Consider the following 22,751-nt stretch of genomic DNA (forward strand, 5'->3'; position numbering starts at 1 on the left):
TTATGTTAGAACCTACTAATTCCACTTTCAAACGATATGAAATCACCGGGGCGCCGTTATGTGTAATGGAAAGATGTGCTGATAGCCATAACAAGCAGCCGTTTTCCTATAAGCAGATAATTATATTTTTCATCTTATAAACTGTAGAACTTTTTTTTTCGCCGTATCATGCAAACGATTGCATAAAACACTCAACCAACATCGATTCACGTTAAAAAACACATTATGGAAAAAACCACGAATGAAGAAAATTCGGGTAGTTGCTGCGACTACCTAAACGCACTTTATCCCATCATAGCTAACAACCAAAAAATCGTTTTATGAGAGTAACAGGGAAACTAACTATTGTAATTATTCTGACGCTCTGTACTGCATTTATCCAATCTTACGCACAAAACACCACGGGCAGCGTAAGCGGTACAGTGGCGGATCAGGGAGGAACACCACTCCCCGGCGCCACCGTTGAGGCATCCGTCAACGGCAAACGTGTGAATATTGCCATCTCCGATAGCATCGGAAAATTTGTATTCAAAAACTTACCAGCCGGCAACTACGCTTTTAATGTGCGCATGATTGGCTACGACGCAAAATCATTTGCAGGATATAAAATTGTGCCGGGGCATAATGCTACGCTATCGTTTGCAGTAACTTCCAGTGTAAGTGAACTGAGCAGCGTAGTCGTGATCGGATACGGTACCCGGAAAAGACAGGATGTTACCGGCTCCGTAGCTAAAGCCGACCTGCAGCTGCAAAAACAATCACCCAATGCCAACGTGATGTCTTCCTTACGCGGTACGGTTCCCGGCCTCACCGTAGGACAAGTCACCAGAGCGGGCACCGACCCTACCCTCATGGTACGCGGCAGAAACTCTATTTCCGGTACTACCTCTCCACTGATTGTAGTAGACGGTTTGATCTATAGAGGATCACTCACCTCTATCAACCCTGCTGACATTGCCAGCATCGACCTGCTGAAAGACGCCAGTGCAGCCGCTGTATACGGCTCCCAGGCATCTAACGGCGTGGTATTGGTGACGACCAAAAGCGGAGCAGGTGGCGTTGATAAACTCACCGTCGACTACAGCGGCGCCTATTCCATACAGGAAATGACCAAAAAAGAGATGAAGCCTGCCAGCGGCGCTCAATACATTCAAAAGCTGGGCGACTGGTACCTGTCCGAAAGCCGGGACCCCAACGACATGACCAAAATGAATCCTAACTGGGACCCCACTACGAAAATGCCAGGCATTGAAGGCGATAACTACAAAGCCGGATATGAAGCTAACTGGTGGGACCTGATGACCAACAGCCGCCCCAGGATACAAAACCATAATATTGGCCTCAGCGGACGCTCTAAAAAAATCCGCTTCTACCTCGGCTATGGCTACTTCGATCAGATCAATCTTATTAAAAATGATAACTACCGCAGGAATAGTGTGAGAATCAACGTGGAAGCCAAACCCGCCGACTGGATCACCGTAGGCGCCCAAACAGGACTTTCTATCAACGACTATAGCGGCGTGTCTCCTACGTTCTCCGACATCATGCAGCTGAAGCCATACAACCTGCCCTTCGATCCTAAAACAGGTAAGATGCTGGAATTTTATCCGCAAACGACTACCCCCACGGCTTTGGAAGTGCTGAAAAGATCACGCGACTTCGACCGTAACCTGAATATCTTAGGCAACTTCTTCGTGAGCGTAGACATCCCGTATATAAAGGGATTGAACTACCGCGTTAACTTTGGTAACAACTACATTTACACCAACCGCTTTAACTATAACGCACCTTCTGTTGAAGCCACCGCCTACAAAACTTACATGACGGATTACTTCCTGACACTGGATAATATCCTCACGTATAAAAGAGATTTTGGAAAACATGGTGTAGACCTGACGTTGTTGTATGGTGCAGAGAAAAACATCCATGATGGTACTTCCACTTCCGCAGGTGGTATTACCAATGGCTCCCTATCTTATAACAGGCTGGATGTGGGTGATCCTGCACGGCTTACTGTATCAAACGATCTGTCCACCCTCCCATGGCAGGAACAGGCACTTTATCAAATGGCCAGGCTGTCTTATTCTTTCGATAAAAAATATATCATTACCGGAACTGTCAGAAGAGATGGATTTTCTGGCTTCTCTGCTCTCAACAAATGGGCTACCTTCCCTTCTGTTGCCTTTGCATGGCGCATGAAAGAAGAAAAATTCCTGAAGTCTGTCAGCTTCCTCGATGATCTGAAATTAAGATTGTCTTACGGTTCTACCGGTAACAGAACCGTAGGCCGTTACCAAACACTGGCGCAGATGAGCGTTGGCCTGGCAAACGGTTACCTGTATGGCAGCTCCGGCGGCGCACAACTGGGTTCTTTCCTGAACCAGTTACCTAATTCTGGCCTGCGTTGGGAAACCACTCATTCCTTCAACACAGGTGTTGACTTCTCCTTTTTCAACAACCGGCTCTTTGGTTCACTGGATTTATATTTCTCCAATTCAGAAAACCTGCTGAACTCACGAGCTACCCCTACTGTCACCGGCTTCAACAGCTTCCTCATCAACATCGGAAAAATCCAGAACAGAGGACAAGAGCTGAACATCACCGGCGTACCGGTTAGCAACAAAAACTTCAAATGGGAAGTCACCGCTAACTTCTTCCGCAACCGGAACAAAGTATTGGATATAGACGGTACCAAAAATGATCTGATCAATGGTGGAGATCCTATCTTAAGCTACTTTATTGGTCAGCCTTACGGTGTAGTATACGATTACAAAATCACCGGCATGTATCAACTGGGAGAACAAATTCCCGCTAGTCTTGCTGCACAGGGTTTTAAAGCAGGTCAATATAAAATTGAAGATAAAAACGGCGACGGACAAATTACACCGGCAGATAAACAAATACTCGGCAAACTGGATCCATCTTACAGTCTCGGTATCTCCAACAGCTTCCAGTACAAAGCATTCCAGCTGAAATTCTTTATCAATACTATCCAGGGTGGTAAAAACAGTTACCTCGGCGCACCAGGTATTATGTTACTGAATCCAGATAATATCCGTAACAACAATGGTTTTGTATACGACTACTGGACACCTAACAATCCCAACGCCCGCTATAGAAGCATTGCTGCTTATGTAGCTACGCTGGGTGAAAACTTTGGTCCTTATGTGTCCCGCAGCTTTATCCGCTTGCAGGATGTTACGCTCACCTATATGCTTCCGGAAGGAATATTAAGCCGCTTAAAAGTGGTAAAGGCTGCCAGTGTATACGTGAATGCGCAAAACCTGCTGACCATCACCAAATGGGACGGATGGGACCCTGAATCCAATCCCCCCTCCACTCAGCGGTCATCATTGGGACTGAGAATACCAGGCGGCCTTGGACTTGACCAGAACGGCTACCCTGTGATGAAAAACTTTTCACTGGGCGTTAACGTGACCTTTTAATGCTTCACCCGTAAACTGTAAGAAATGAAAAAAAGAATTCTCATATATCTCTTTGGCATTGGCACGGTGTTATCTTCCTGCAGCAAAAGCTTCCTGGATGAAGAACCGTTATCGATCTATACACCGGACAACTCACTGCAAACAGCTATCCAGTACCAGCAGGCTACCAACAACCTGTACAACGGTCTCAGGAACATCTACATGGGTAATATGAACCTGGATACCTATTTCGGATTATATTATGCCACCGACTTCGCTTATAACGGCACCGACTATGATCCGGCAGCGAAACTCAACGCCTATAAGGCCACCATGGTACCCAGCTATTTCATTCCGCAGGGCATCTGGACTGCCTACTATAAAATCATCACCAATGCGAACCTGATCATCGCGGAACTGAATAAGCCCAACCAGCTGAGTGACGCAGATAAGAAGAATTTCCTGGGTCAGGCCTTATTTTTCAGGGCGTATTCCTACAACGTACTGGCTAACCTGTTCGGTGGAGTGCCTATTGAACTGAATGAGTTACAGGCGCCGCGTTACGACTATGTACGTGCCAGCAGAGACGAAGTATATCAGCAAAGTAAAAAGGACCTGCTGCAAGCCATCGGCCTACTATCTGATATTAGCCAGGTGCCTGATGGAACAGTAAACAAACAGATCGCCAAACATGTCCTCACGGAAGTACTCATCTCCCTAAAAGATTATGATGGCGCCATCACCAGCGCATCCGAGGTGATCAACTTTTCCGGTGTATCGCTGATGACCAGCAGATTTGGCAGAAGAGCTAATTTGCCCGGGGATGCTTACCGCGACTTGTTTGAATACAACAACCAGAATTATAGCACCGGCAACCATGAAGGCCTATTGGTGATACAAACCGCGCTGAACAACTCTGCTGCCGTGGGCGATCAAACAGCATGGGCGGTAGTTCCCAGTCTCGGAGGGGTAAGAATTGTAGAATCCACCACAAAAACCAAGATGTCTATTTTGTTCAATGCAAAATTTGTAGACAGTGTTTCGTCTAACGGCATCGGCTGGATACGCCCTACCTCCCACTTCTTCTATGAAATATGGACACCGGGAGATATCCGCAATTCTCCGAACAACATAGTGAGGGACCTTCAGATTTCCGGTGTACCGGCTACCTCCCCGGATTACGGCAAATGGTATGTAAAAGACGGCTATAAAGCCAAAGTGCAACCAGCCGACTACAGGGATACCATCCGTAACTTTTATCCGATTATCAGGAAGATGTCGCCATCTGCGGGTGACTTCGTATCTGCGGCCGGCCCGGCGGTCCTTTCGAATATCACTAATCCATTTGGCGGATTTTTGTTGAACGGCGCTTCCCGTTTATTCATTCCGAAATACATGGCGCGCCTGGCAGAAACCTACCTGCTCAGAGCAGAAGCTTATCTCGGCAAAGGACAAAAACAACTGGCCGCAGATGATATCAATGTATTGCGTAGCAGGGCACAAACCACCGCCGCCACTGCTGCCGACATCAATATGGATTATATCCTGGATGAACGTTTACGTGAATTGTATATGGAAGAATTCCGCGCGGTAACGCTCACCCGCTTAGGACTGTTGTACGATCGTGATAAAAGATATAATCCAAAATCTGGTTTATCGATCGAAACCTATCACAACCTCTGGCCAATACCTACCACTGAAATCACACAGAATACAGGTGCGGTATTGCAACAGAATCAGGGTTATACTAACTAATCTGTCATCAACTAAAAAGCGTGATACACTCTTTAGGAATGTATCACGCTTTTTTTATGAAGTTAGTGTCTATTGGTTGATCGTCGCAATGTTGGTGCCTAGCAGGTGCAGGTCTTCCCCACGTCCTACTTCGGTAGAATTCTCTCCCAGCCAGCCATTTTCCTGGTTTACACCAGTGTATACTTTTACAAAGTCGATGCCCGGAAGATTCACTTTATTACCATTTTTATCAATCGCCCAATCGATATCGATAGCAGAATTATCGTGTCCATTAGGATAGTTGTCGGTATAGCCATACCGGAATGCATATAGTACATAGTAACTACCCTGTCCACTCTCTTCTATCCCGTTGTTGGCGAGACGGATACCTTTAAAAGTAAGCTTGTCTTCTTTTACCCAGGCAGGATAATAGCTTTGCGCGTGATAGGTATTTTTGATTTTATATCCCTGTTGTCCCTGGTTATCTGACCAACGAATGTAATTACTGATGCTCACATGGCCTTGAGGGTCACCAGGTTGCTCCGTAGTTGGACGGTTGTAAGTCATTTCGTAGTTGTGAAAAGTACGCGTATCAATTTTAGTACTAACGGCAGTGCTGTACCATGGCTCATTTTCAGCCGATAAACTACCACTTCCTTTTATTTCATACCACTCCTCTTCATCCGGCTTACCATTTTTATTTTTGTCATATGCCACCATGATGATGCCCGGCTCGCAGCTTCCTCCAAAAGGTGCATTAGGACGTGGGTTGGCATTGGCGCCAAAAGCATTCCCCTGAATTCTGAAATCGCGTCTGCCGGCAACGTTTACGATCGTATGATCAAAACCCAGTACCACGTAACCGCCCCAGCCTCCTAAGGTAATCAGGTTAGCATTTTCTCCTATCAGCTCCCTACCGGCTTTCGTCACCATGGTTTCGTAACTGTCGCCAGCTGCGTATTTGGGTAGTTCATTGACAAACTGTCCCGGAGCCGGCAAATAGTCGAACACTTTTGCGATGTAAGGAGATGGCGCCTGCGCGGTTTGCTTTACGGTTATCTGCAGTGTATCCACGAGGTCGCCGGAGGAAACTTTTAATTGGTAAGTACCTCTGTCGACAGTGCTAAACAACGCAGTAGCATTATTAGCCGTTAGTCTGTAAAGGTTAGACGGCGCTGATAATACCTGCCACTTTACATCCTGTTTACCGTCAAATTTCTTTGATGCTTCCAACGATAAAACGCTATTGGCAGTGGTTTCCCTGTTGAGATACCTGCCGGTAGTAATTTTTAATACTTTTTGAGAGATGTTTCCCCTGTTGTACGCCATGATAACCAGGCTATACGTTTCCGGGTTAGCAGATGCCTGAAAATTATATTCCGGTGCATTCACCACTCTCTTATTATTTTGTATCCATACAATGGAATCTATTTTACCTTCGATAGTAGGTTTCAGGAGCAGCGTTTCCTTCACTACCACATAATATTCCGCCTCTATCCCTTTAATAACAGGCTGCGTTTCAGGAATCTCTGCCTCTTCTTTTTTACAGCTGCTAATTAAAAATAAAGCGCAGGCCAGATAAAGGAGTGATTTAAATCTATTATTCATTTTGTCAAAATTATTTATGCCGTCATCATTGATGAGCAGCGTTAAAAGAAAGCCGGGCATTGTAATGATTACAACGTCACTTTAACGTTGTCTATGCACACATAAGCGGGTGTATTTAACCCATAGGTACCTGAATCGTTACCTTGAAAGTTRAATTCAACACGCGTTACGGTACCTAAGTCTGACAAGTCAAAGTAAGTCCATGCCGTTACCGGGGCTACTACCGGCAAATGGTTATTATACTGTGCCAGATAAATTTCAACAGGGGCGCCACCATTAGTAGGTGTGCTGCCATTAAAGCCATATGCCAGTAATTTAAAATAGCCTTTCCCGCTAGCTACGTCCTTCAACGGTGTTGCCACGCCGGAAGAGCCAAAGGCGTTACCATTCATGATCACACCATAGGTGTAAGAAGAAAGACATACATACATTCCTTCTATCAGTCCGCTGCCGCTGGTAAAGTCAATTTTAGGACGGGTGGCGTAGCTGGAGTTATAAGCATCTACATAGCCAAACATGGTGGCAAAATTGCTGCTGCCACCATAGCCGCCATTTTTCGAGCCGCTGGTACCGGAATACACGCTGCACTGATTGAGGTAAGAATACCACCAGTCACCGGTTTTACCAGGAATATTTGCTTTGTAATTCCAGTCGGAAATAACGAACCCGCCGTTCCAGTAATCAACAGGTGTAGTACCACCAGCGCCTTTGATTGCAAACTTCAGATTGCTGGGGGTATGTGTATAAGGGGCTATCTGGGTACCAGTCCAGGCGGAATAGGCATTATCTCCGTAAGAGGTAGGTCCGGCCATATAGCTGCTACCTATTCCATCAAAAGTGATGGTGTAGGAAGTAGACAGCAAGGAATTGGCCTTCGCTGTTTTAGTGGTTCCCTCCGGTTGGGTTAGCACCGGCGACAGATCATTTTGCTTGGAGCAGGATGCTGCCAGTACAAGAATTGCGACTATAAGGGTTTTATAAGAAAAGGATGTCTTCATAAGTCTTATTTTTTTGTGAGATATTTAATCGGGTGGCCCGGCTTTCTTTATTTTTTGAGGTGTTTATCAGTGATCCCCGCTACCTGTAACATGCGTCCTTCTTCCATATTACTATCTACAGTGGCTCCGCCAGCGTTCATAAAATCCTGTTCAATAGGATAAATGACTTTCACTACTTTTACAAAATCGATACCTGGTAACTGCACAATTTCTCCTTTGCTGTTTACGGCCATATCAATATCAATGCTTAGCAGCTGCTGGAAAGGGTTTCCGCCGGTAACGTTTTTCGTGATACGCTTACCTTTACGGGAGAAATTACTTTTCCATCCATCCAGCAATACCACTTTTTTAGTAGATATATCCGGCATGCTTAAACCTGGGAAGAGGCCTCTGGTAGAGAAAGTACCGGCTTCGGTAGTAGCGCTGGTAAAGGTTTTGTTCGTTACTATTTCACCAGATGCAGGTTTATCCTGGTTATCTTTCCAGTTGTAGTAGCTGTATACTCTCCTTGCGTCAGTATCTGTTTTATTATATGTAAAAGTGATTTCATAGTCCGGCATATCTTCCAGTCCGTAATCATCATTTTTAATTTCATACCATTCATCTGCATCCGGCTTACCATTTTTATTACGATCATACGCCACATACACAGCAGGTAAATCTAATTTTGAAAAAGTAGCTCTCAGTTCCAGGTCAGGCTTACCTGCTACGTTGGCTACGGTGTGATCAAATTTAAAGGTGGCAGATCCGCCCCAGGAGCCGATCATCAACGATGCATACGTATCTTCTTTCCGGATATCAGACGCTTTGGCCAGAAAATCGTTATACGACAGCGGATATTCTTCGCCATACTTCCAGAATTCGGAAGACCCTACAATAGACCAGTTATGATTTTTACCGGGTGCGGGCGCATACTCCAGCACCATGTATGCATTGTTTACATATTGCATCGGTTTCACCGTAATGCTGCGGGAAGAAATAGTTGTTTGCTTGCCTACTGTGGCGCGAAACTTCAGCTCGTAGGTGCCGGCTACCGTTGCAATAAAGCTCAGGTTTCTTTTTTTACCAATCACTGAATCTCCGATGGACCACTCATAGTCGTAGTCGGTACGATCTGGTCCGGTGATGGTAGGATTGATTTCTCTTACGGAACACATGGCCACTTCCGGCTGCTCTGCTATGGATATGGCAATAGGTTGCTCTACTTTAATTTTGTAAGATTGTTCCGCAGCCCCTCCTTTATTATTGACTTTAAAAACCACCTCGAAATTACCCGCTACAGCGGCTTCAAAGGTATAGTTTACCTGCCCTGCCGCCATTTGTTTTCCATTCACTAACCAGGTATAATCATTTCCTTTCAGGTTAGTAATGTTAGGCGCCAGTACAATTTTATCACCGATATTCAGTACCAGTGTATCTGCGTTTCCCCCAGAGATACCGGGAGCCCGGTACTCCTCTTTTTTACAGGAGGCAATGAACAACACAACGACTATCAGCCATTTTAGTGTAAAAATGTTTCTCATACTTTAATTTTCAGTGATTAAGGTTTAGGCAGTAAAGCAAAATGTGCGGGTATATCGCCTGTACGTACGCCCCATTTCTTTTTGCCTTCTTTTGTAAAACAGTATAGCATGCCAGGCGAAACGTAATTACCAGCATCTGTTACATAGATATCTTTGGTGGTGGGATGTACCATAATTCCATACGGTATCTCTATCTCTTTATCTGTTCCATCCGTGATAAAAGCGCGGCTCACCACCTTATGCGTGCGCGTATCCACGATGCCATAGGTAATAACATTGGAGTATGTAATATAACTCCACTCCGTACTATACACATATAGGGAGTCGCCATCCAGGTAATAGTTACTCACGGCAATAGGTATGGTGTCTGTTACTTTTTCCAGTGTTTTATCAATAAAATAAAGCCGGGAAGGCAGCTTCTTATAATCGCCCCGGGAGGTTACCCAGAGGTCACCGCGTTTATCTGCTTTGATGTGATCGAGATTATAGGCTACGTCAATTCGTTTATCTTCTTTAAAGGTGGCCAGGTCAATGACAGAAACGGTTCGCTCGTATTTTTCTGTGCTCCCGGCGCCCATGTAGCCGCCGGAATTAGCCACGTAAATTTTACCATTCGTGATTTCAAGGCCATCTGGTTGGAAGCCTACAATACATTTGGCAACAATAGAAAGCGTAGCAGTATCCACTTTGGCGACATAGCCTTTTTGCGTGTAATTGGGATTAATCTGGATAGGGCCCGCATAAGAAGTGATGTAGGCAAATCCTTTATCAAACTTAATGTAGCGGCAATTAGGAATTTCAATTTGTCCAATTCTACGGGCGGTCCTTGCATCCATCACTTCCACTTTATTGGAAGCATTGATTACCGCATAAAGCCGGCCGCCGTAAATAGCAATATCGTTCCCTACATCTCCTAATTCCTTGGGCACCGTGGGATTGATGGCGGCATAAATGTTCCGTTTATATTCTCCTTTGGTATAGTCAAAATAATCGAGCGTACTTTTGTTGCTGCCCATATTACCTTCATTCAGGAGATAGAAACCAGCAAAGCCGTTTTGTGAAGCCGAATCCAGCAAGGTGTCTTCACTTGTGAAAACTTCCACCTCTTTTCTGCAGGAAGTAGCTACGAACACCAACAACACGATAAAAAATAAGGGATGTGTTCTCATAGCTCAACAGATAAGATGATTTTATAATTACGTTTAGGCATCGGATAATTCGTTACTACATCAAAATCCTGACTGAGTACATTATTCATTTCTCCGGCAATCCGGCATTGGTAGTGCTTAAACCGGATATTTTTTGAGGCAGATATATCACTGGTGTACCACGGTTGTTCGTAGTTAACGGGGATGTTCGCGGAGTTGTTATAACGTTCGCCTACGTAAATAAAACTGTAGTTCAGTCGCCACGACTGATATTGTATACTCGAAATAAGTGATCCGCTATGCCAGGGGACATAAGGAATTTGTCCGCCATAAGTCACCTTTTGTAATTCGGTACTTTTTCGTTTGGTAAAATCCTGTGCCGACTGATAAGTATACGCCGCTCTTATATTGAAGAAGATATTTTTGGGAAGATTAAAAGCCATATCGCCCACAATGTCCACTCCCCTGATTTCTACCATCCCAACATTCATCATGGTCCAGCGAAACATGCCACTGCCTTTTGGAATAGCGAGTATTTTATTGGTGACCTGGTTAAAGTAGCCATCTGCCTGGATTTGCCATTCACTCAACAGCGATCCCGGACGACTTTTCCCATAGGAAAATCCGAGGTTGTATTGATGGGTATATTCGGGTTGCAAACGGATATTACCAATATCCGTGTAATAGAGGTCATTAAAAGTAGGCATCCGGAAGATATTCTTATAGAAGGCGCGGATGTTAAAATCTCTATTTGAAAAAGGCTTGTAGGAGAAGAATACCGCGGGCGTTATTTCATGCTTCGTGGGAGCTGCTGCTGCGGAATCTCCCTTAGAAGTATTTCCGATGGTAATCTGTTCATTCACAAAGGTACCTAAAACACTGGCCTGTATTTTCACTTTCCCAAATTCCCCTGCGCCGGCCAGGGCTACGAGGGAGGTGAATCTTTTAGGGAATACAAAACCATCCAGGTTAGCGGTCAGCGTATTGTACTGAACATCTGTGGACAGATTGATATCAATTTTTTTCGACACGGCATATTTGTTGGCAACAGATCCATACCATTCCTGCTGGCGAAAAATATTATTGATATACATTAACGTTGTATCCGGGTTGAGATAGCGCATGTAGTCATTAGCGTACTTCGCGTTGACTTGTAAATCGTACCCTTTGACAATATTTTTCTGGTAAGACCCTTGCACGAAGAAGCTCCGGTCCCACTGCCGCTGTGAGCGTTTCCAGATATTGTTAACGATGGCGCCGGGAATGCCTTTTTCAGAATCATAAAAGTATGCCTTCGCATTCCACCAACCCCGGTTGATATTGCCATATAGTCCACCTTCTACTCTTACGGCATTGATATCTCCATTTTTTCTGATGGCAGTGGTATCCCAGGCAATACTGTGAGAGTCATGAAATACTCTTTTATAACGGTATGGATAACGGCCGGAAGATTTAACATATTCTCCACTTACGGAATAGTTAACGTTTGTTGAAAGCTTCTGCTCAAATAATACAGATGGGTTGATCAGATCAAACGAACCTGTTTTAAAAACACCTTTGAAATGGGTAGTTCTGGAAGAATCGAAAACAGGCTTCCGGCTTCTCAGATAGATGCTGCCTGAGGAGCCATAGTCTTTGGCGGGTTGAAAGATCTCGCTTTTCTGACCGTTGTAAACAGAGATAGATTCGATATTATCCATGGAAAACTTCCCAAGATCTATTTGTCCGTTTTGGGCATTTCCTAACTGGATACCRTCATAAAATACGCCCATATGGTTAGTGCCCATACTGCGCATATCAACCGTTTTCAGGCCACCTATACCGCCATAGTCTTTTACCTGTACACCGGCGAAATACCGGATAGCATCTGCTACAGAAAAGCTGTTCAAACTTTTCAACTGATCATCGGACAATTTCTGCGAAGGAATCACTTCTCTATATCCAATGGTGGAAATAGTGACCCCCTTCAATGTTCTGACACGCATCGTATCTACGCGTGTAATGCTACGATCGGTTTGCTGTCCGTACAGATGAATGCCAATAGCCATTAGAAATAGCATTGGCAACGCTTTTAATGCGTTTTGCATATAGGTTAATAGTTGAAGTCGCCCGATGACTACACCGGAAGACATACTAAAAAAATTCCTGAATAAATTCAGTGGTAGCTGTATTCAAAGCTTCAACGCCGAAAGCTTTAAACGTATCTGCAATGGCAGGTCTCCTGGCTTGTTCTCACTTTGAACGGCCTTCCCATTTTTATTTTCTAAAAACAGTGGCATGCAGATGTCAAAGTGTTATAACAGAACTTACAGTAGCGGGTCTGCTCAGGATTTTCACCTGATTCCCTATTAATGCTAACATTGTGAAATCATGTTAGCAACCAAATTGCGGCGTGAAAGTACAATAAATTATTGAATAAGAGCAAGGAGGAGAATAATTATGAAGCAACAGCACGGGGAATGCTGTTGCTCATCTTTCTATAGATGACAAAAAACAAAACACCACACTAGATAAATTAAATACACCGGGATGTTCAGGTCCTGGCTACCAGAAATATTTCTCCGCTGGCAGGCAGCAGATCATCTGTTCTTCCGCTGAAATATCGGTCTGTCATATCTTTCGTGGAAATCGTTTGTATATCTTTTAATCCCACTTCTTTCGCCAATGCGACGATTTCTTCTTCTGAAAAAAAACTGACAAAGGGTGTTCCTGAAGCAGCAGCTCCTTTAATCGCCATTTCCAGCAGGGGCTGATCTTCCGGCTCCAGCAATGCTACCGGCAAATAAAAGGCGATAGCTATCAATGATCCAGATGTCAGCAACATCATTTTCCGGAGCGTGTCTATAATTGCTTCCCGGGTAAGATAAAGGGTAACACCTGTGCAGGAAACAAAAGCGGGTTGCTGTACCTGGAAGCCGCTGTGCAACAGCTCTTCCCACCAGGAGGACACTTCAAAGTTAACCGGCACAAAATGAAGATTATCGGGCATGGGGTATCCTTTTTCAAGGAGTCGTGCTGCCTTCCAGGTCAGGGTATTGGGTTGGTCTATCTCGTATATATCTACTGGTGCGCTGATGGCTTTATTTCTCTGCGCAAACGTATCCAATCCTGCGCCGAGCAGCACATACTGTTTTACGCCTTTGGCAATCTGTTCTTTCGCCAGGTCTTCAATAAACCGGGAACGGGCTACAATAGAGGCCCTGAGCCGCTTCGTATACTTCATATCGGGGCGCTCCTGCCAATCGTCTGGCGGTGCTATTAACTGCMATCCTATTTCATCTTCCAGCACATGCGGCTTTGCATCTGTCTGTACGTGTAAGGCTCTCCACAAAGCCGTTCTTAGTGCGGTGTTATCAGGTTGTATTGGGTTATTTGTTTCCATCATGCTTGTTGTTGATGTTGCAAAATTAACGCTCCTTCATTTGAAGGAATTGTATAAACCCGACAGCCCTTCATTTAAGCACTGAAATCAGGGAATCGTTCCCTGGCCTGCTGTAAAAAAGCGCCGGGCGTAGTCCCTGCAAAGAACTTAAAGTCTCTGATAAAATGGGACTGATCGAAATAATTCTCCCCGTAGGCCAGCGCTGTTAATGATGCTATCGGCGTGGTACGCAGCGTTTTCAACGTAGCCTGGAAGCGACATATCCTTGCATACAATTTGGGAGATATGCCCACATGTTTTTTAAACATCCGTTCCAACGAACGTTCTGATATCTGCAGATATGTTTGCACCTGTTTTAATTCTCCGCCCTGCTGAAACTGAGCAATGGCATATCTCACCGGATCATCTTCATTTTTACTATTCCTGGTGAGTTGCAGGAAAAACTGCTCCAATGCAGCAATACGCGCTACAGATGATGACTCATTAACGAGTTGATCACTGATGGTGGTGTGAAGGATATCGTGAAGGTCAACATGCCGTTGTGTTAATTCAATTGGCGCTACCCCGAAAACAGGTTGTAATGCCGTTGGCTGAAAGCTGACGCCTATATTCCGGAAGTGTCCTCTGGCACTCATCTCCAGGTATTGCGTGGCTTGTCCGAATAGAAAGGATTGTGGCAGTGTTTGATTGTCTTTGTATACTGCGGTGGGATTTTCCTGAAAGACCAGTCCTGGTGCTCCGTCAGGAATCACTTTAAATTTCTCAATAACATCGGTACTGTTGTTTTCCAATAGCCAAAAGAAACGAATATATTTTCGAAGCGGCGCTACGGGTAATATGATCCTGGCATCCATMTTTGCGTAAAGTAAAGTGATCGGTATTTATCTTCCTATACCCAAATTTACCAAATTTAAAGACAAGGTGCGGAAAGCATGTTAATCAAGCTCTGACAGCCCCTTTTGATTGGTTACTAGTCGATCAGGTCTTGTTCCTTTAAAAAATCAAATATTAACTTATCCACTTCAGAAACCTTGTCTTTGTCGGCATACTTTAACCAGCTGAAATTTTCTATTTCTGCACTTTCTTTTAATACCCCTTTATAACTGGCGCTGTAGCAGGTCATTCTTACATACACGCCTTCCGGATGGCCGTCTGCCTGCGCTTCGAATATGCCCACAAACTTTATGGATGGCACGTCCAGCTCAACAGTCAACTCTTCCAGCACTTCGCGGCACAGCGCCTGTTGATCATTTTCATTCTCTTCCCTTTTGCCACCAGGGATATAATATTTTTGTTTACCAAAAGATTTGGTAGATAATATCGCCTTGTTTTCTATTTCTATCCAGGCGAGTTTATCGATGACTTTCATATAATTTATTTAAGCAATGGTAGCGTCAAAATTAACGCGTTATGAGAAATGTATTGGCAATTATTTTTATCTTCTGAAAGAGCCGCTTTGAAAAAAACAATGTTTTATGTAGCTTATTGTCTCAAGCTTTATATCGTTACAGATGAAGACACCGTTAAAAATTCTCACGGCACTCCTTTTTCTATCAACCTACTGCTATGGGCAGGCATCCGTTATTAAAAGTAATAACCCGCTGAAAACCCCGCTGGATAGCGCCGTGCAGCAGGCGGCAGCACATTATATGCAATCTCCGGCCACCTTTGATTTATCCATTGGTATCATTAAAAATGGGCTGCCGCATCAATATACTTTTCATCGTGGAGCGGGTGCAGTTAGTGAAGGCGGCCGGATCTATGGTCTGGGTTCCATCGCCAAAACATTTGTCGGCATGATGCTGGCACAGGCGGTACTTGACAAAAAACTGCAACTCACGGATGATATCCGGAAATATTTACCAGGTAGCTATCCTAATTTACAATACCAGGGGCATCCGGTTCGGGTGGTGGATCTGGCCAACCATACGTCTGCCTTACCGGGCATGTCCAGAACATATGACGATAAATATCTTGACAGTGTAACCAATTTGAAACCGCTGGCATTCCGGCATTTTTACAGCGTTTATACGGTGGATAGTTTATTCCGGGATATGCATCAGTTTACATTGGATACCATTCCCGGCACGAAATATCGTTACAATGGAAACGGCATGATGGTGCTTATCGCGATATTACAGCGGGTATATCATATGCCTTATCAGCAACTGGTGACGTCATTTCTGAAGAAACAACTCGGCATCACCAACACCACGCCCATGCTATCGGCAACGGAAGAAAAACAATTGCTTCCCGGCCATGATGCGGACGGCAAAGTATTAGCTTTTATTCCTGATAATGGCTTCCGGGCGTCTCCTTCCATGTTTTCAACACCAGCAGATATGCTAAAATATGCAATGGCTAATCTCCACAACAAAAACGCGGCGCTTGCCCTCAGTCATAACATTACTTTTACAAAGCCGGATGGCATGCATATCGGGTTAAGCTGGATGTTAGATAAAGAAGACAATGGGGTTCCTTTTATTATGCATACTGGCAGGGATGGATGCGGTTTTACAGCGCTGTGCTACCTTTATCCGGATAATGATGCCGCCATTATCCTATTGGTAAACGACAGCAGTGGCCAGGACAGATTAGCTGATTTAAAAAATGAACTTCTTTCAAAGCTGTTATAAACAAAAAAAGCGCACCGTAGTGCGCTTTTTTGTTTTATATGCCAAATAACTCTTTTAGCTTTTTCTCTATGTCTCCATCACCAGCTTCCCCAAATCCTATTTGCTTCATCACTATTTTTCCATCCGGACTAATCAGATAAGCAGTGGGAACAGCCGTTACAGCGAAGTTGTTCACGGACACCTTTTTAGTATCCAACACCTGTGGCCAGGGCAGCTGCTGTTTTTTCAATTCATTCAACCACGCGTTTTTATCCTGGTCGATGGAAATGCCGAGCACCTCAAATTTATCGCTGCGGTACTTTTTATATAGCTCCTTCATGTGTGGGAAGGAGGCTTTGCAGGGGCCGCACCAGCTCGACCAGAAATCAATCAACACATACTTCCCCCGAAAACTATGGAGATTAAGCGGTTGATCTTCCGGCGTATTCAATGTAAAATTTGCTACCTCAAAACCTGTTGTCTCATTTTTTATACCTCCCAAACGGGCCACAACTTCCTTAGCAAAATCAGAACGTTTTTGAATTGGGCTCAGTTTATTATACAGCCTTTCCAGGTCTGCTGGTGGTATTATCGCTTGATAACGGCCAAGGATAAACGTACCGACATAGTTATCTGCATGGGTTTCTATAAAATTACAGACATAAGGGATCATCCGTGTTTGCACCAATTCCTGGAAAGCGGCGCCTCTGGCTGAATCGCGACCAGATTTATCCGGGAAACGTTCATTTATGGCATTCGTCATTTCTATTCTCACCTTTTCCCTCCCTGCTTCAAATTCCTGAAACGCAATCGCTGAACGACTTCCACGGATCTTTGCCGAGCGAGTCCCTTTGGTGATATCCGCTACATCTACATAAATAGTACCCGGACCTTCCGCAACTACGAACAGCGGCGAAGGAATGGGTTTCTGCCGCATTTCATACTCCGTACGAAGCTGAGGAGCCGCATTTTTTACCCAGGGAAGATTGATAGTGAACCGGCCATCTTTTATTTCAACAGAATCCTTCTTCTTTCCTTCTTCCAACACATACATCTTATTATATCCTTCCAGATCCCCTTTTACAGTTCCTTTAATCACCAGCTTTGATTGGGCCATCACACCGGCGGAACATCCCATCATTAGTAAAACTGAAAATATTTTTTGCATCGGCATACATTAAACGGTTAATAGGAACGGGTTTCGAGTGGAATACCCCATTGAGGATTATACCGTAGCACCACATTACTGATGGGCACAATAAAATCTTTTGAATCGATGGTAGCGGTGTAAGTCTGACTACCTACTTTATGCGTAATCTGTGATTTAGACCAGGGCTTACCATTTTCCAATGCAAAGCGTTTCAGGTCCAGGAATCTTTTGAAACCGCCCACTGGCAGCTCCCGTCTTCTTTCTTCCAGCACTTGTTGCATCACTTCATCCTGGGTACCTGCTGTCAGCTGCGGCGTACCGGGTTTAAAGCGGTATTGGCGCAGTGTATTCAGATCGGCAATGGCCAGCTCCAGTTTATTCGTCCTGGCGTATCCCTCTGCACGCATGAGCAATACTTCCGGCCAGGAGAAGCCGTCCGTCATTTTTGTTTTCCGGAAGCGGTAAGTGCTGATGCGCATACCATCATCAAAGCCACCACCCAGGTTTGTTTTGTAGCCAGGTGCATTGAGGAAGAATAAACTGAACCGGAGATCATTGGTCCGGTCATACAATGCCAGTAACTCCGCAGAAGGATAAGACAGCGAAGCCGCTACGCCGGCATCTCTGTCGGTGGCCCGGTAAAACAACATTTCCCGGCTATTTACCAGGTTAATGAAGCCATCCTGGGAGCTCACCAACAACGAAGTAAGTGGTTTGGAAGGATCTGCCAGTTTGATTTTATTGTAATCGTATAACACGGCTGCCGGGTTGCCAGCAGCTGTCCAGGCCAGGTTAGCATAATATACTACACTATCATACTGATGGGTAAAGAGATGATAATAAGCCAGCATGGCATGACCAGTGGCCTTACCGGCGCGGGAAGGCCAGGTAGCTCTTACCGGCAGATCCGGTAATGCTTCATGCAGGTCGCGAAGTACGCGGGTAGCTACTTCTGCGGTGGTAGATAATTCAGGAATGGGCATGTTTACATCACCAGCCACTACATAAGGGATGGTTTTGGTGGCATTGGCCGTACCGGGTTTGTATACCGGTCCGTATATCATGTTAGCATTGAAGAAACACCATGCCCTTGCCACTATTGCCTGTGCCACCGTGGCTTTACCAAATGTCTCATCCTCCGCTGTTTTCTGGCCAATACCCCTAATCCCTTCAATGATGTTGTTGAAATACGATATCTGCGGATAAATTCCAGCTGAACCTGAACTCCAGAATTGATCATCCGTATTAGGATTTTTGTAAGGCTGACGGAAGATATGCGCGTAGTAACGCTCCACGTTCGGATGACTGTTGAGTACAAATCCTACTTTGCCTTGTCCTTCTGTTATTTCAAGATTATCACCCAGGGTAGCCAATATCGATCCTTTATTACCATCCAGAAAGTTGAGATCTACGGTGCTGGTATTATCCATCAGGTGATCATAATCTGCTACGGTAGATGGAATCAGTTTCCCTTTGGGCTTTACGTCGAGGTATCGTTTACAGGAGCTTGCCAGTAAAGCAGCTGCAACGAGTATAATATATTTTTGATTGATCATAATAATTAGATTAGAGATTTACTGAAAATCCGATGTAGAACTCGGGTCTCATAGGAAGTCCCCTTAACACCGGGAAGCTCGTCACCTGCTCTAGTGTTTCGGGATCTATGCCTACGTTGTTCGCTGTTACCATCAACAAATTGCGACCCTGGAAATAAATTCTTGCATTGTTCAGGCCCGTATTCCCCCATATTTTATTGTTGAGCCGGTAGGCCAATGTAAGATCCCGGAGTTTCAGAAAATCTGCTTTCTGAATCATCATAGACGTATACGGGAAAAAATATTTGTCTGAGTTAAAAGCAGCGAGCTTCGGATAAATGGTACTGTTCTCATCCCCTGGTTTGCGCCAGCGCAGGACAGCGTCTTTATGATCCAGGTTATCTCCGTTATAAGTATCCCTGCGGAATACGCCACCCATTTGCCCGATCACCATAAAGGAGAGATCAAAGCGTTGATAGGTGAACGTGTTGGTTAAACTCAATATAAATTTAGGTCTGGCCGTTCCGGTATACACCATGTCTTTCACCGCCAGGTCGTTTCCATATATTTTCTTTCCTGATTCAGAATAATATTGTGGTGTACCAGTATCATCCAATCCAGCAAACTGATAGCTGAAAATCGCATCCAACGGATAGCCGCTTCTTAATACCGCACCGCCGGCATTACTTCCCAGAATAGTGTTGGAAAAGGCGAAGGTGAGGAAGTTAGGACTTGGATAGTCGTAATTGAACTGTAATACCTTGCTCTTATTATAACTACCATTGAAGAGGATATTCCAACCGAATTTGTCGGCCTTTACCACATCTGATTCCAAAGACAGCTCAATACCGGTATTCTTTGCGGAACCTGCATTTCGGGTAATCATTGGTCTTCCATAAGTAGGATCAATAAAATCAGGCGCCAGCAGATCTTTACTCAGTTTATTATAATAATCGATGGATACATTCAGTCTTCCATTCAGCAAACGCACATCAGTTCCTATATTGGAGATGATAGTACGTTCCCAACGCAGATTATTATCTGGCAGAGAAGCGATGGAATAAGGAATTCCTCCTGTGGTTGCAGAGTACTGCGCAGGTGTTACCAATAAAAACGGTCCTTGTGTAAAAGAAATATTTCCGTTGATACCATAGGAACCACGTATATCCAGTTTATCTATCCAAGGCACATGAAAGAATTTCTCCTGGCCCAGTTTATACGTTCCACCAACAGACCAATTGGGTTTATACCTGTATTTAGGATTGGTACCGAACAGGTTGCCCTGGTCAATTCGCGCGCTACCACTCAGAATAAAGCGATTATCATATTCATAGGAACCGTTGGCATATACAGAGAAGAAACGGTTATCACGCAGTGAGTAGGAACCATAGTTAATAATCTTTGCACCAGCCGGGAACAGGAAATCTGCTGCATAAGCATTGGTATTGAAATCCTGGTAATTGAATGGTGCAAAAGTGCCTGCCTGATCATTATAACCCACTTTGCCGGGCACCACGTTGTTATCGACCAGGTCTTTATTTACTTCACTACCTGCAATCAATGAAATACGGTGAATGCGATTAAAGGTTTTATTATAGTTTGCCTGTGCTCTGAATGTGTAGGCCTCGCTCTGGCTACGAGTTTCATTTAATATAGCGCCTTCCGGCAGGTAATGTTTACCTGGGCTGGAGATAGAAGAAGCAGCGTTATACAGTGACCGCACATAGAAAGAGTTGGCGTCACGCAGGGCGCGCAGCAAACCACTCCCGCGGGTCCAGGAACCACCTACTTCGGCGCTTAATCCGTCCGCGATGTCTACGGCCAGACTACCGCCCAATCTCGCCTGAAAGGTCTGATTCCGGGAAGTGTTCAATCCCAGGTCGTTCAGCGGGTTGTATTCCATCGATTTAAGGCGGCCGTAGTTGGCATAGCGCTCCAGCAGATCCGGTCTTCCAACAGGGAGGTTCTGTGGGTTCCCTGATTGGTCCACCAGGTTATAATAAGGCTTCATGGTTTTCCAGCTGGTAAAATCAAGCATGTCGGCAACATCCATCGGTGTTTTACTATTGTAAAAGTTGATGTTGGAGAACATTTTAAAGGTAACGCGCTTCACTGGTTTCCAATCGTTTTTGAGATCCAGAATCAGTCGATTGTTGTCAACACCTTTCATGTTACCCTGTGTGGTGATGTAACGAATAGCCGCATTGGTAGAGAATTTGTCTGATCCAGCGGAAATAGAAAGATTATGTTGTTGTGTTAAACTTCTGCGGTATAAATATTTTTCCAGCTGATCCTGGGTGTTATTTTTTCTCAGCTGGTCGAGTTCTTTATTCACCTCCGCTTCGGACATGAGTCCCTGGTCCTTCATGATCATTAGCTGCGTAACACGGCCGTAAGCTGAATTAGTTTCATAATCCTCCAGAATACTGGCTGCATCGCTGTTGTAGTAGTCTATTTCGGCATCTACATAGTCTGCCGCACTCGCTTTGTGGAGGTAAGATAATTTTGGACGAAGTGTTACTCCCATACTACCCTTATAGCCTACCTGCATCTTTCCGGTTTTAGGTGTTTTGGTGGTGATCACAATTACACCGTTGGAAGAACGGGCGCCATAAATAGAGGCAGCTACCGCATCTTTCAGCACCGTGAGGGTTTCAATATTGTCCACGTTCACTGATTCCAGTCCACCGGGTGCCGGAAATCCGTCAATCACTACCAATGGATCACCATTGGCCAGGAAGGTAGATCTGCCGCGCACTTCTACTTTACCCTCTTTGGTAACCGCTACACCGGCTGCCTGCCCTTCCAGCATGGTCAACAGGCTGGGTTGCAATTTACCTTCGAGTCGCTTTGTTTGCACAGAAGAATAAGCGCCCGTCATCCTTTCGCGGGAGATAGACTGATACCCGGTATTAACTACCGTCACTGCTACTTCATCGAGTTTGGTAGAAGCCTGCGTCAACTTTACCGTTAATGCCGGTTGTCCTTCTTTGAGCATGTCTGCGGTCACCGTAATTTCACGGGAGGTATAGCCTACATAAGAGAAGCGAAGTGTATTGCCTTCACTAACACTCACCGAAAAACTACCATCCGCCGCCGTTGCGATTCCCTTTTGAGTTTCTTTCACCTGGATGGTCACACCGGGCAATGGAGTGCCCTGCATGTCGGTAACCCGGCCAGTGATCACTTTCACAGGCGCCGGCGCCACCGCTGTGGAGGCAGGAGCCACCGAAGGTTTTCCGGACAGGATAATTGTTTTTCCCTGCAACACATAATCCAGGTTTTGATCTCTCAATACCAGGTCCAGTACTTTGTTTAAAGGAACATCTTTAACAGCAAGGGAAACGGTTTTTGCTGCCGCCAGCAATTCTTTATTGCTAAACAGCACATAGCCTGTTTGCTTTTCGATAACCGCAAATACTTTTTTCAGTGGAAGATTTTTCCCTGAAAGCGTTACCGATTGGGCAGAAACAGCCGCCTTCACGGAAACCAGGGCCGTGATCAGAAATACAGGTAGCAGCCTCATTACTTTTGAAATTTGTGCCCGCAGCCTGCTTCCCCGGCGCGCAGGGAAATACAGGCCACCGTAAGCAGTTTTTTGCATAACTTGTGACTAGTTTTGGTTGTGAATAA

The 22,751-nt window shown here is 44.9% G+C and carries 14 protein-coding genes and 1 riboswitch; of the genes, 3 read left to right on the plus strand and 11 right to left on the minus strand.

Features of this window, described 5'->3' with window-relative positions:
• The first annotated feature begins 320 nt into the window (after positions 1-320).
• Both AC1DFM_RS16770 and AC1DFM_RS16775 read left to right on the plus strand, forming a co-directional pair.
• Positions 321-3,446: a SusC/RagA family TonB-linked outer membrane protein gene (locus AC1DFM_RS16770; RefSeq protein ID WP_477077886.1), complete on the plus strand. Its 3,126-nt coding sequence runs from the start codon at positions 321-323 to the stop codon at positions 3,444-3,446.
• A 24-nt stretch (positions 3,447-3,470) separates the two neighbouring features.
• Positions 3,471-5,180, plus strand: coding sequence for a RagB/SusD family nutrient uptake outer membrane protein (locus tag AC1DFM_RS16775; protein ID WP_477077887.1), 1,710 nt, complete (start codon positions 3,471-3,473; stop codon positions 5,178-5,180).
• Positions 5,181-5,249: 69 nt separating this feature from the next.
• On the opposite strand, the gene AC1DFM_RS16780 is transcribed toward AC1DFM_RS16775, so the two are convergent.
• The 8 genes from AC1DFM_RS16780 to AC1DFM_RS16815 all read right to left on the minus strand — a co-directional run bounded on the left by AC1DFM_RS16780 (position 5,250) and on the right by AC1DFM_RS16815 (position 15,187).
• Positions 5,250-6,767 (minus strand): hypothetical protein, encoded by a 1,518-nt coding sequence (locus tag AC1DFM_RS16780; RefSeq protein WP_477077888.1) that lies wholly within the window; start codon positions 6,765-6,767, stop codon positions 5,250-5,252.
• A 68-nt stretch (positions 6,768-6,835) separates the two neighbouring features.
• On the minus strand, positions 6,836-7,765 hold the full coding sequence (locus tag AC1DFM_RS16785; RefSeq protein ID WP_477077889.1) for a DUF4465 domain-containing protein: 930 nt from the start codon (positions 7,763-7,765) through the stop codon (positions 6,836-6,838).
• 47 nt (positions 7,766-7,812) lie between these two features.
• Entirely contained in the window at positions 7,813-9,288 is a 1,476-nt protein-coding gene (locus AC1DFM_RS16790; RefSeq protein ID WP_477077890.1) for a hypothetical protein, read from the minus strand.
• Positions 9,289-9,305: 17 nt separating this feature from the next.
• The gene (locus AC1DFM_RS16795; protein WP_477077891.1) at positions 9,306-10,457 is read right to left on the minus strand and encodes a YncE family protein; all 1,152 of its coding nucleotides are present in this window, start codon (positions 10,455-10,457) and stop codon (positions 9,306-9,308) included.
• Positions 10,454-12,523, minus strand: coding sequence for a TonB-dependent receptor (locus AC1DFM_RS16800; RefSeq protein WP_477077892.1), 2,070 nt, complete (start codon positions 12,521-12,523; stop codon positions 10,454-10,456). Before AC1DFM_RS16800 ends, AC1DFM_RS16795 begins: the two co-directional genes overlap by 4 nt.
• 107 nt (positions 12,524-12,630) lie before the next feature.
• Positions 12,631-12,838: riboswitch (cobalamin riboswitch) on the minus strand.
• A 131-nt stretch (positions 12,839-12,969) separates the two neighbouring features.
• Entirely contained in the window at positions 12,970-13,821 is an 852-nt protein-coding gene (locus tag AC1DFM_RS16805) for a class I SAM-dependent methyltransferase (protein WP_477077893.1), read from the minus strand.
• 71 nt (positions 13,822-13,892) lie between these two features.
• Complete coding sequence (locus AC1DFM_RS16810; protein WP_477077894.1) at positions 13,893-14,672, minus strand: AraC family transcriptional regulator; 780 nt, start codon at positions 14,670-14,672, stop codon at positions 13,893-13,895.
• Positions 14,673-14,788: 116 nt separating this feature from the next.
• On the minus strand, positions 14,789-15,187 hold the full coding sequence (locus tag AC1DFM_RS16815) for an NUDIX hydrolase (protein WP_477077895.1): 399 nt from the start codon (positions 15,185-15,187) through the stop codon (positions 14,789-14,791).
• Positions 15,188-15,329: 142 nt separating this feature from the next.
• On the opposite strand from AC1DFM_RS16815, the gene AC1DFM_RS16820 reads away from it, so the two are divergent.
• Entirely contained in the window at positions 15,330-16,454 is a 1,125-nt protein-coding gene (locus tag AC1DFM_RS16820; protein ID WP_477077896.1) for a serine hydrolase domain-containing protein, read from the plus strand.
• Between the two features lie 34 nt (positions 16,455-16,488).
• On the opposite strand, the gene AC1DFM_RS16825 is transcribed toward AC1DFM_RS16820, so the two are convergent.
• Genes AC1DFM_RS16825 through AC1DFM_RS16835 form a run of 3 tightly spaced genes read right to left on the minus strand, consistent with a single transcriptional unit; the run spans position 16,489 to position 22,722 of the window.
• The gene (locus tag AC1DFM_RS16825) at positions 16,489-17,601 is read right to left on the minus strand and encodes a redoxin domain-containing protein (protein WP_477077897.1); all 1,113 of its coding nucleotides are present in this window, start codon (positions 17,599-17,601) and stop codon (positions 16,489-16,491) included.
• A gap of 17 nt (positions 17,602-17,618) precedes the next feature.
• Complete coding sequence (locus AC1DFM_RS16830) at positions 17,619-19,139, minus strand: RagB/SusD family nutrient uptake outer membrane protein (RefSeq protein WP_477077898.1); 1,521 nt, start codon at positions 19,137-19,139, stop codon at positions 17,619-17,621.
• A gap of 10 nt (positions 19,140-19,149) precedes the next feature.
• Positions 19,150-22,722, minus strand: coding sequence for a SusC/RagA family TonB-linked outer membrane protein (locus tag AC1DFM_RS16835; protein ID WP_477077899.1), 3,573 nt, complete (start codon positions 22,720-22,722; stop codon positions 19,150-19,152).
• Positions 22,723-22,751 lie beyond the last annotated feature (29 nt).

It is taken from the genome of Chitinophaga sp. 05T412 (assembly GCF_056396465.1).

Bases quoted from the DNA above. Each gene is read 5' to 3' on its own strand.
- AC1DFM_RS16770 (WP_477077886.1), top strand. From the start codon at position 321: ATGAGAGTAACAGGGAAACTAACTATTGTAATTATTCTGACGCTCTGT.
- AC1DFM_RS16775 (WP_477077887.1), top strand. From the start codon at position 3,471: ATGAAAAAAAGAATTCTCATATATCTCTTTGGCATTGGCACGGTGTTA.
- AC1DFM_RS16780 (WP_477077888.1), bottom strand. From the start codon at position 6,767: ATGAATAATAGATTTAAATCACTCCTTTATCTGGCCTGCGCTTTATTT.
- AC1DFM_RS16790 (WP_477077890.1), bottom strand. From the start codon at position 9,288: ATGAGAAACATTTTTACACTAAAATGGCTGATAGTCGTTGTGTTGTTC.
- AC1DFM_RS16795 (WP_477077891.1), bottom strand. From the start codon at position 10,457: ATGAGAACACATCCCTTATTTTTTATCGTGTTGTTGGTGTTCGTAGCT.
- AC1DFM_RS16810 (WP_477077894.1), bottom strand. From the start codon at position 14,672: ATGGATGCCAGGATCATATTACCCGTAGCGCCGCTTCGAAAATATATT.
- AC1DFM_RS16815 (WP_477077895.1), bottom strand. From the start codon at position 15,187: ATGAAAGTCATCGATAAACTCGCCTGGATAGAAATAGAAAACAAGGCG.
- AC1DFM_RS16820 (WP_477077896.1), top strand. From the start codon at position 15,330: ATGAAGACACCGTTAAAAATTCTCACGGCACTCCTTTTTCTATCAACC.
- AC1DFM_RS16825 (WP_477077897.1), bottom strand. From the start codon at position 17,601: ATGCAAAAAATATTTTCAGTTTTACTAATGATGGGATGTTCCGCCGGT.
- AC1DFM_RS16830 (WP_477077898.1), bottom strand. From the start codon at position 19,139: ATGATCAATCAAAAATATATTATACTCGTTGCAGCTGCTTTACTGGCA.
- AC1DFM_RS16835 (WP_477077899.1), bottom strand. From the start codon at position 22,722: ATGCAAAAAACTGCTTACGGTGGCCTGTATTTCCCTGCGCGCCGGGGA.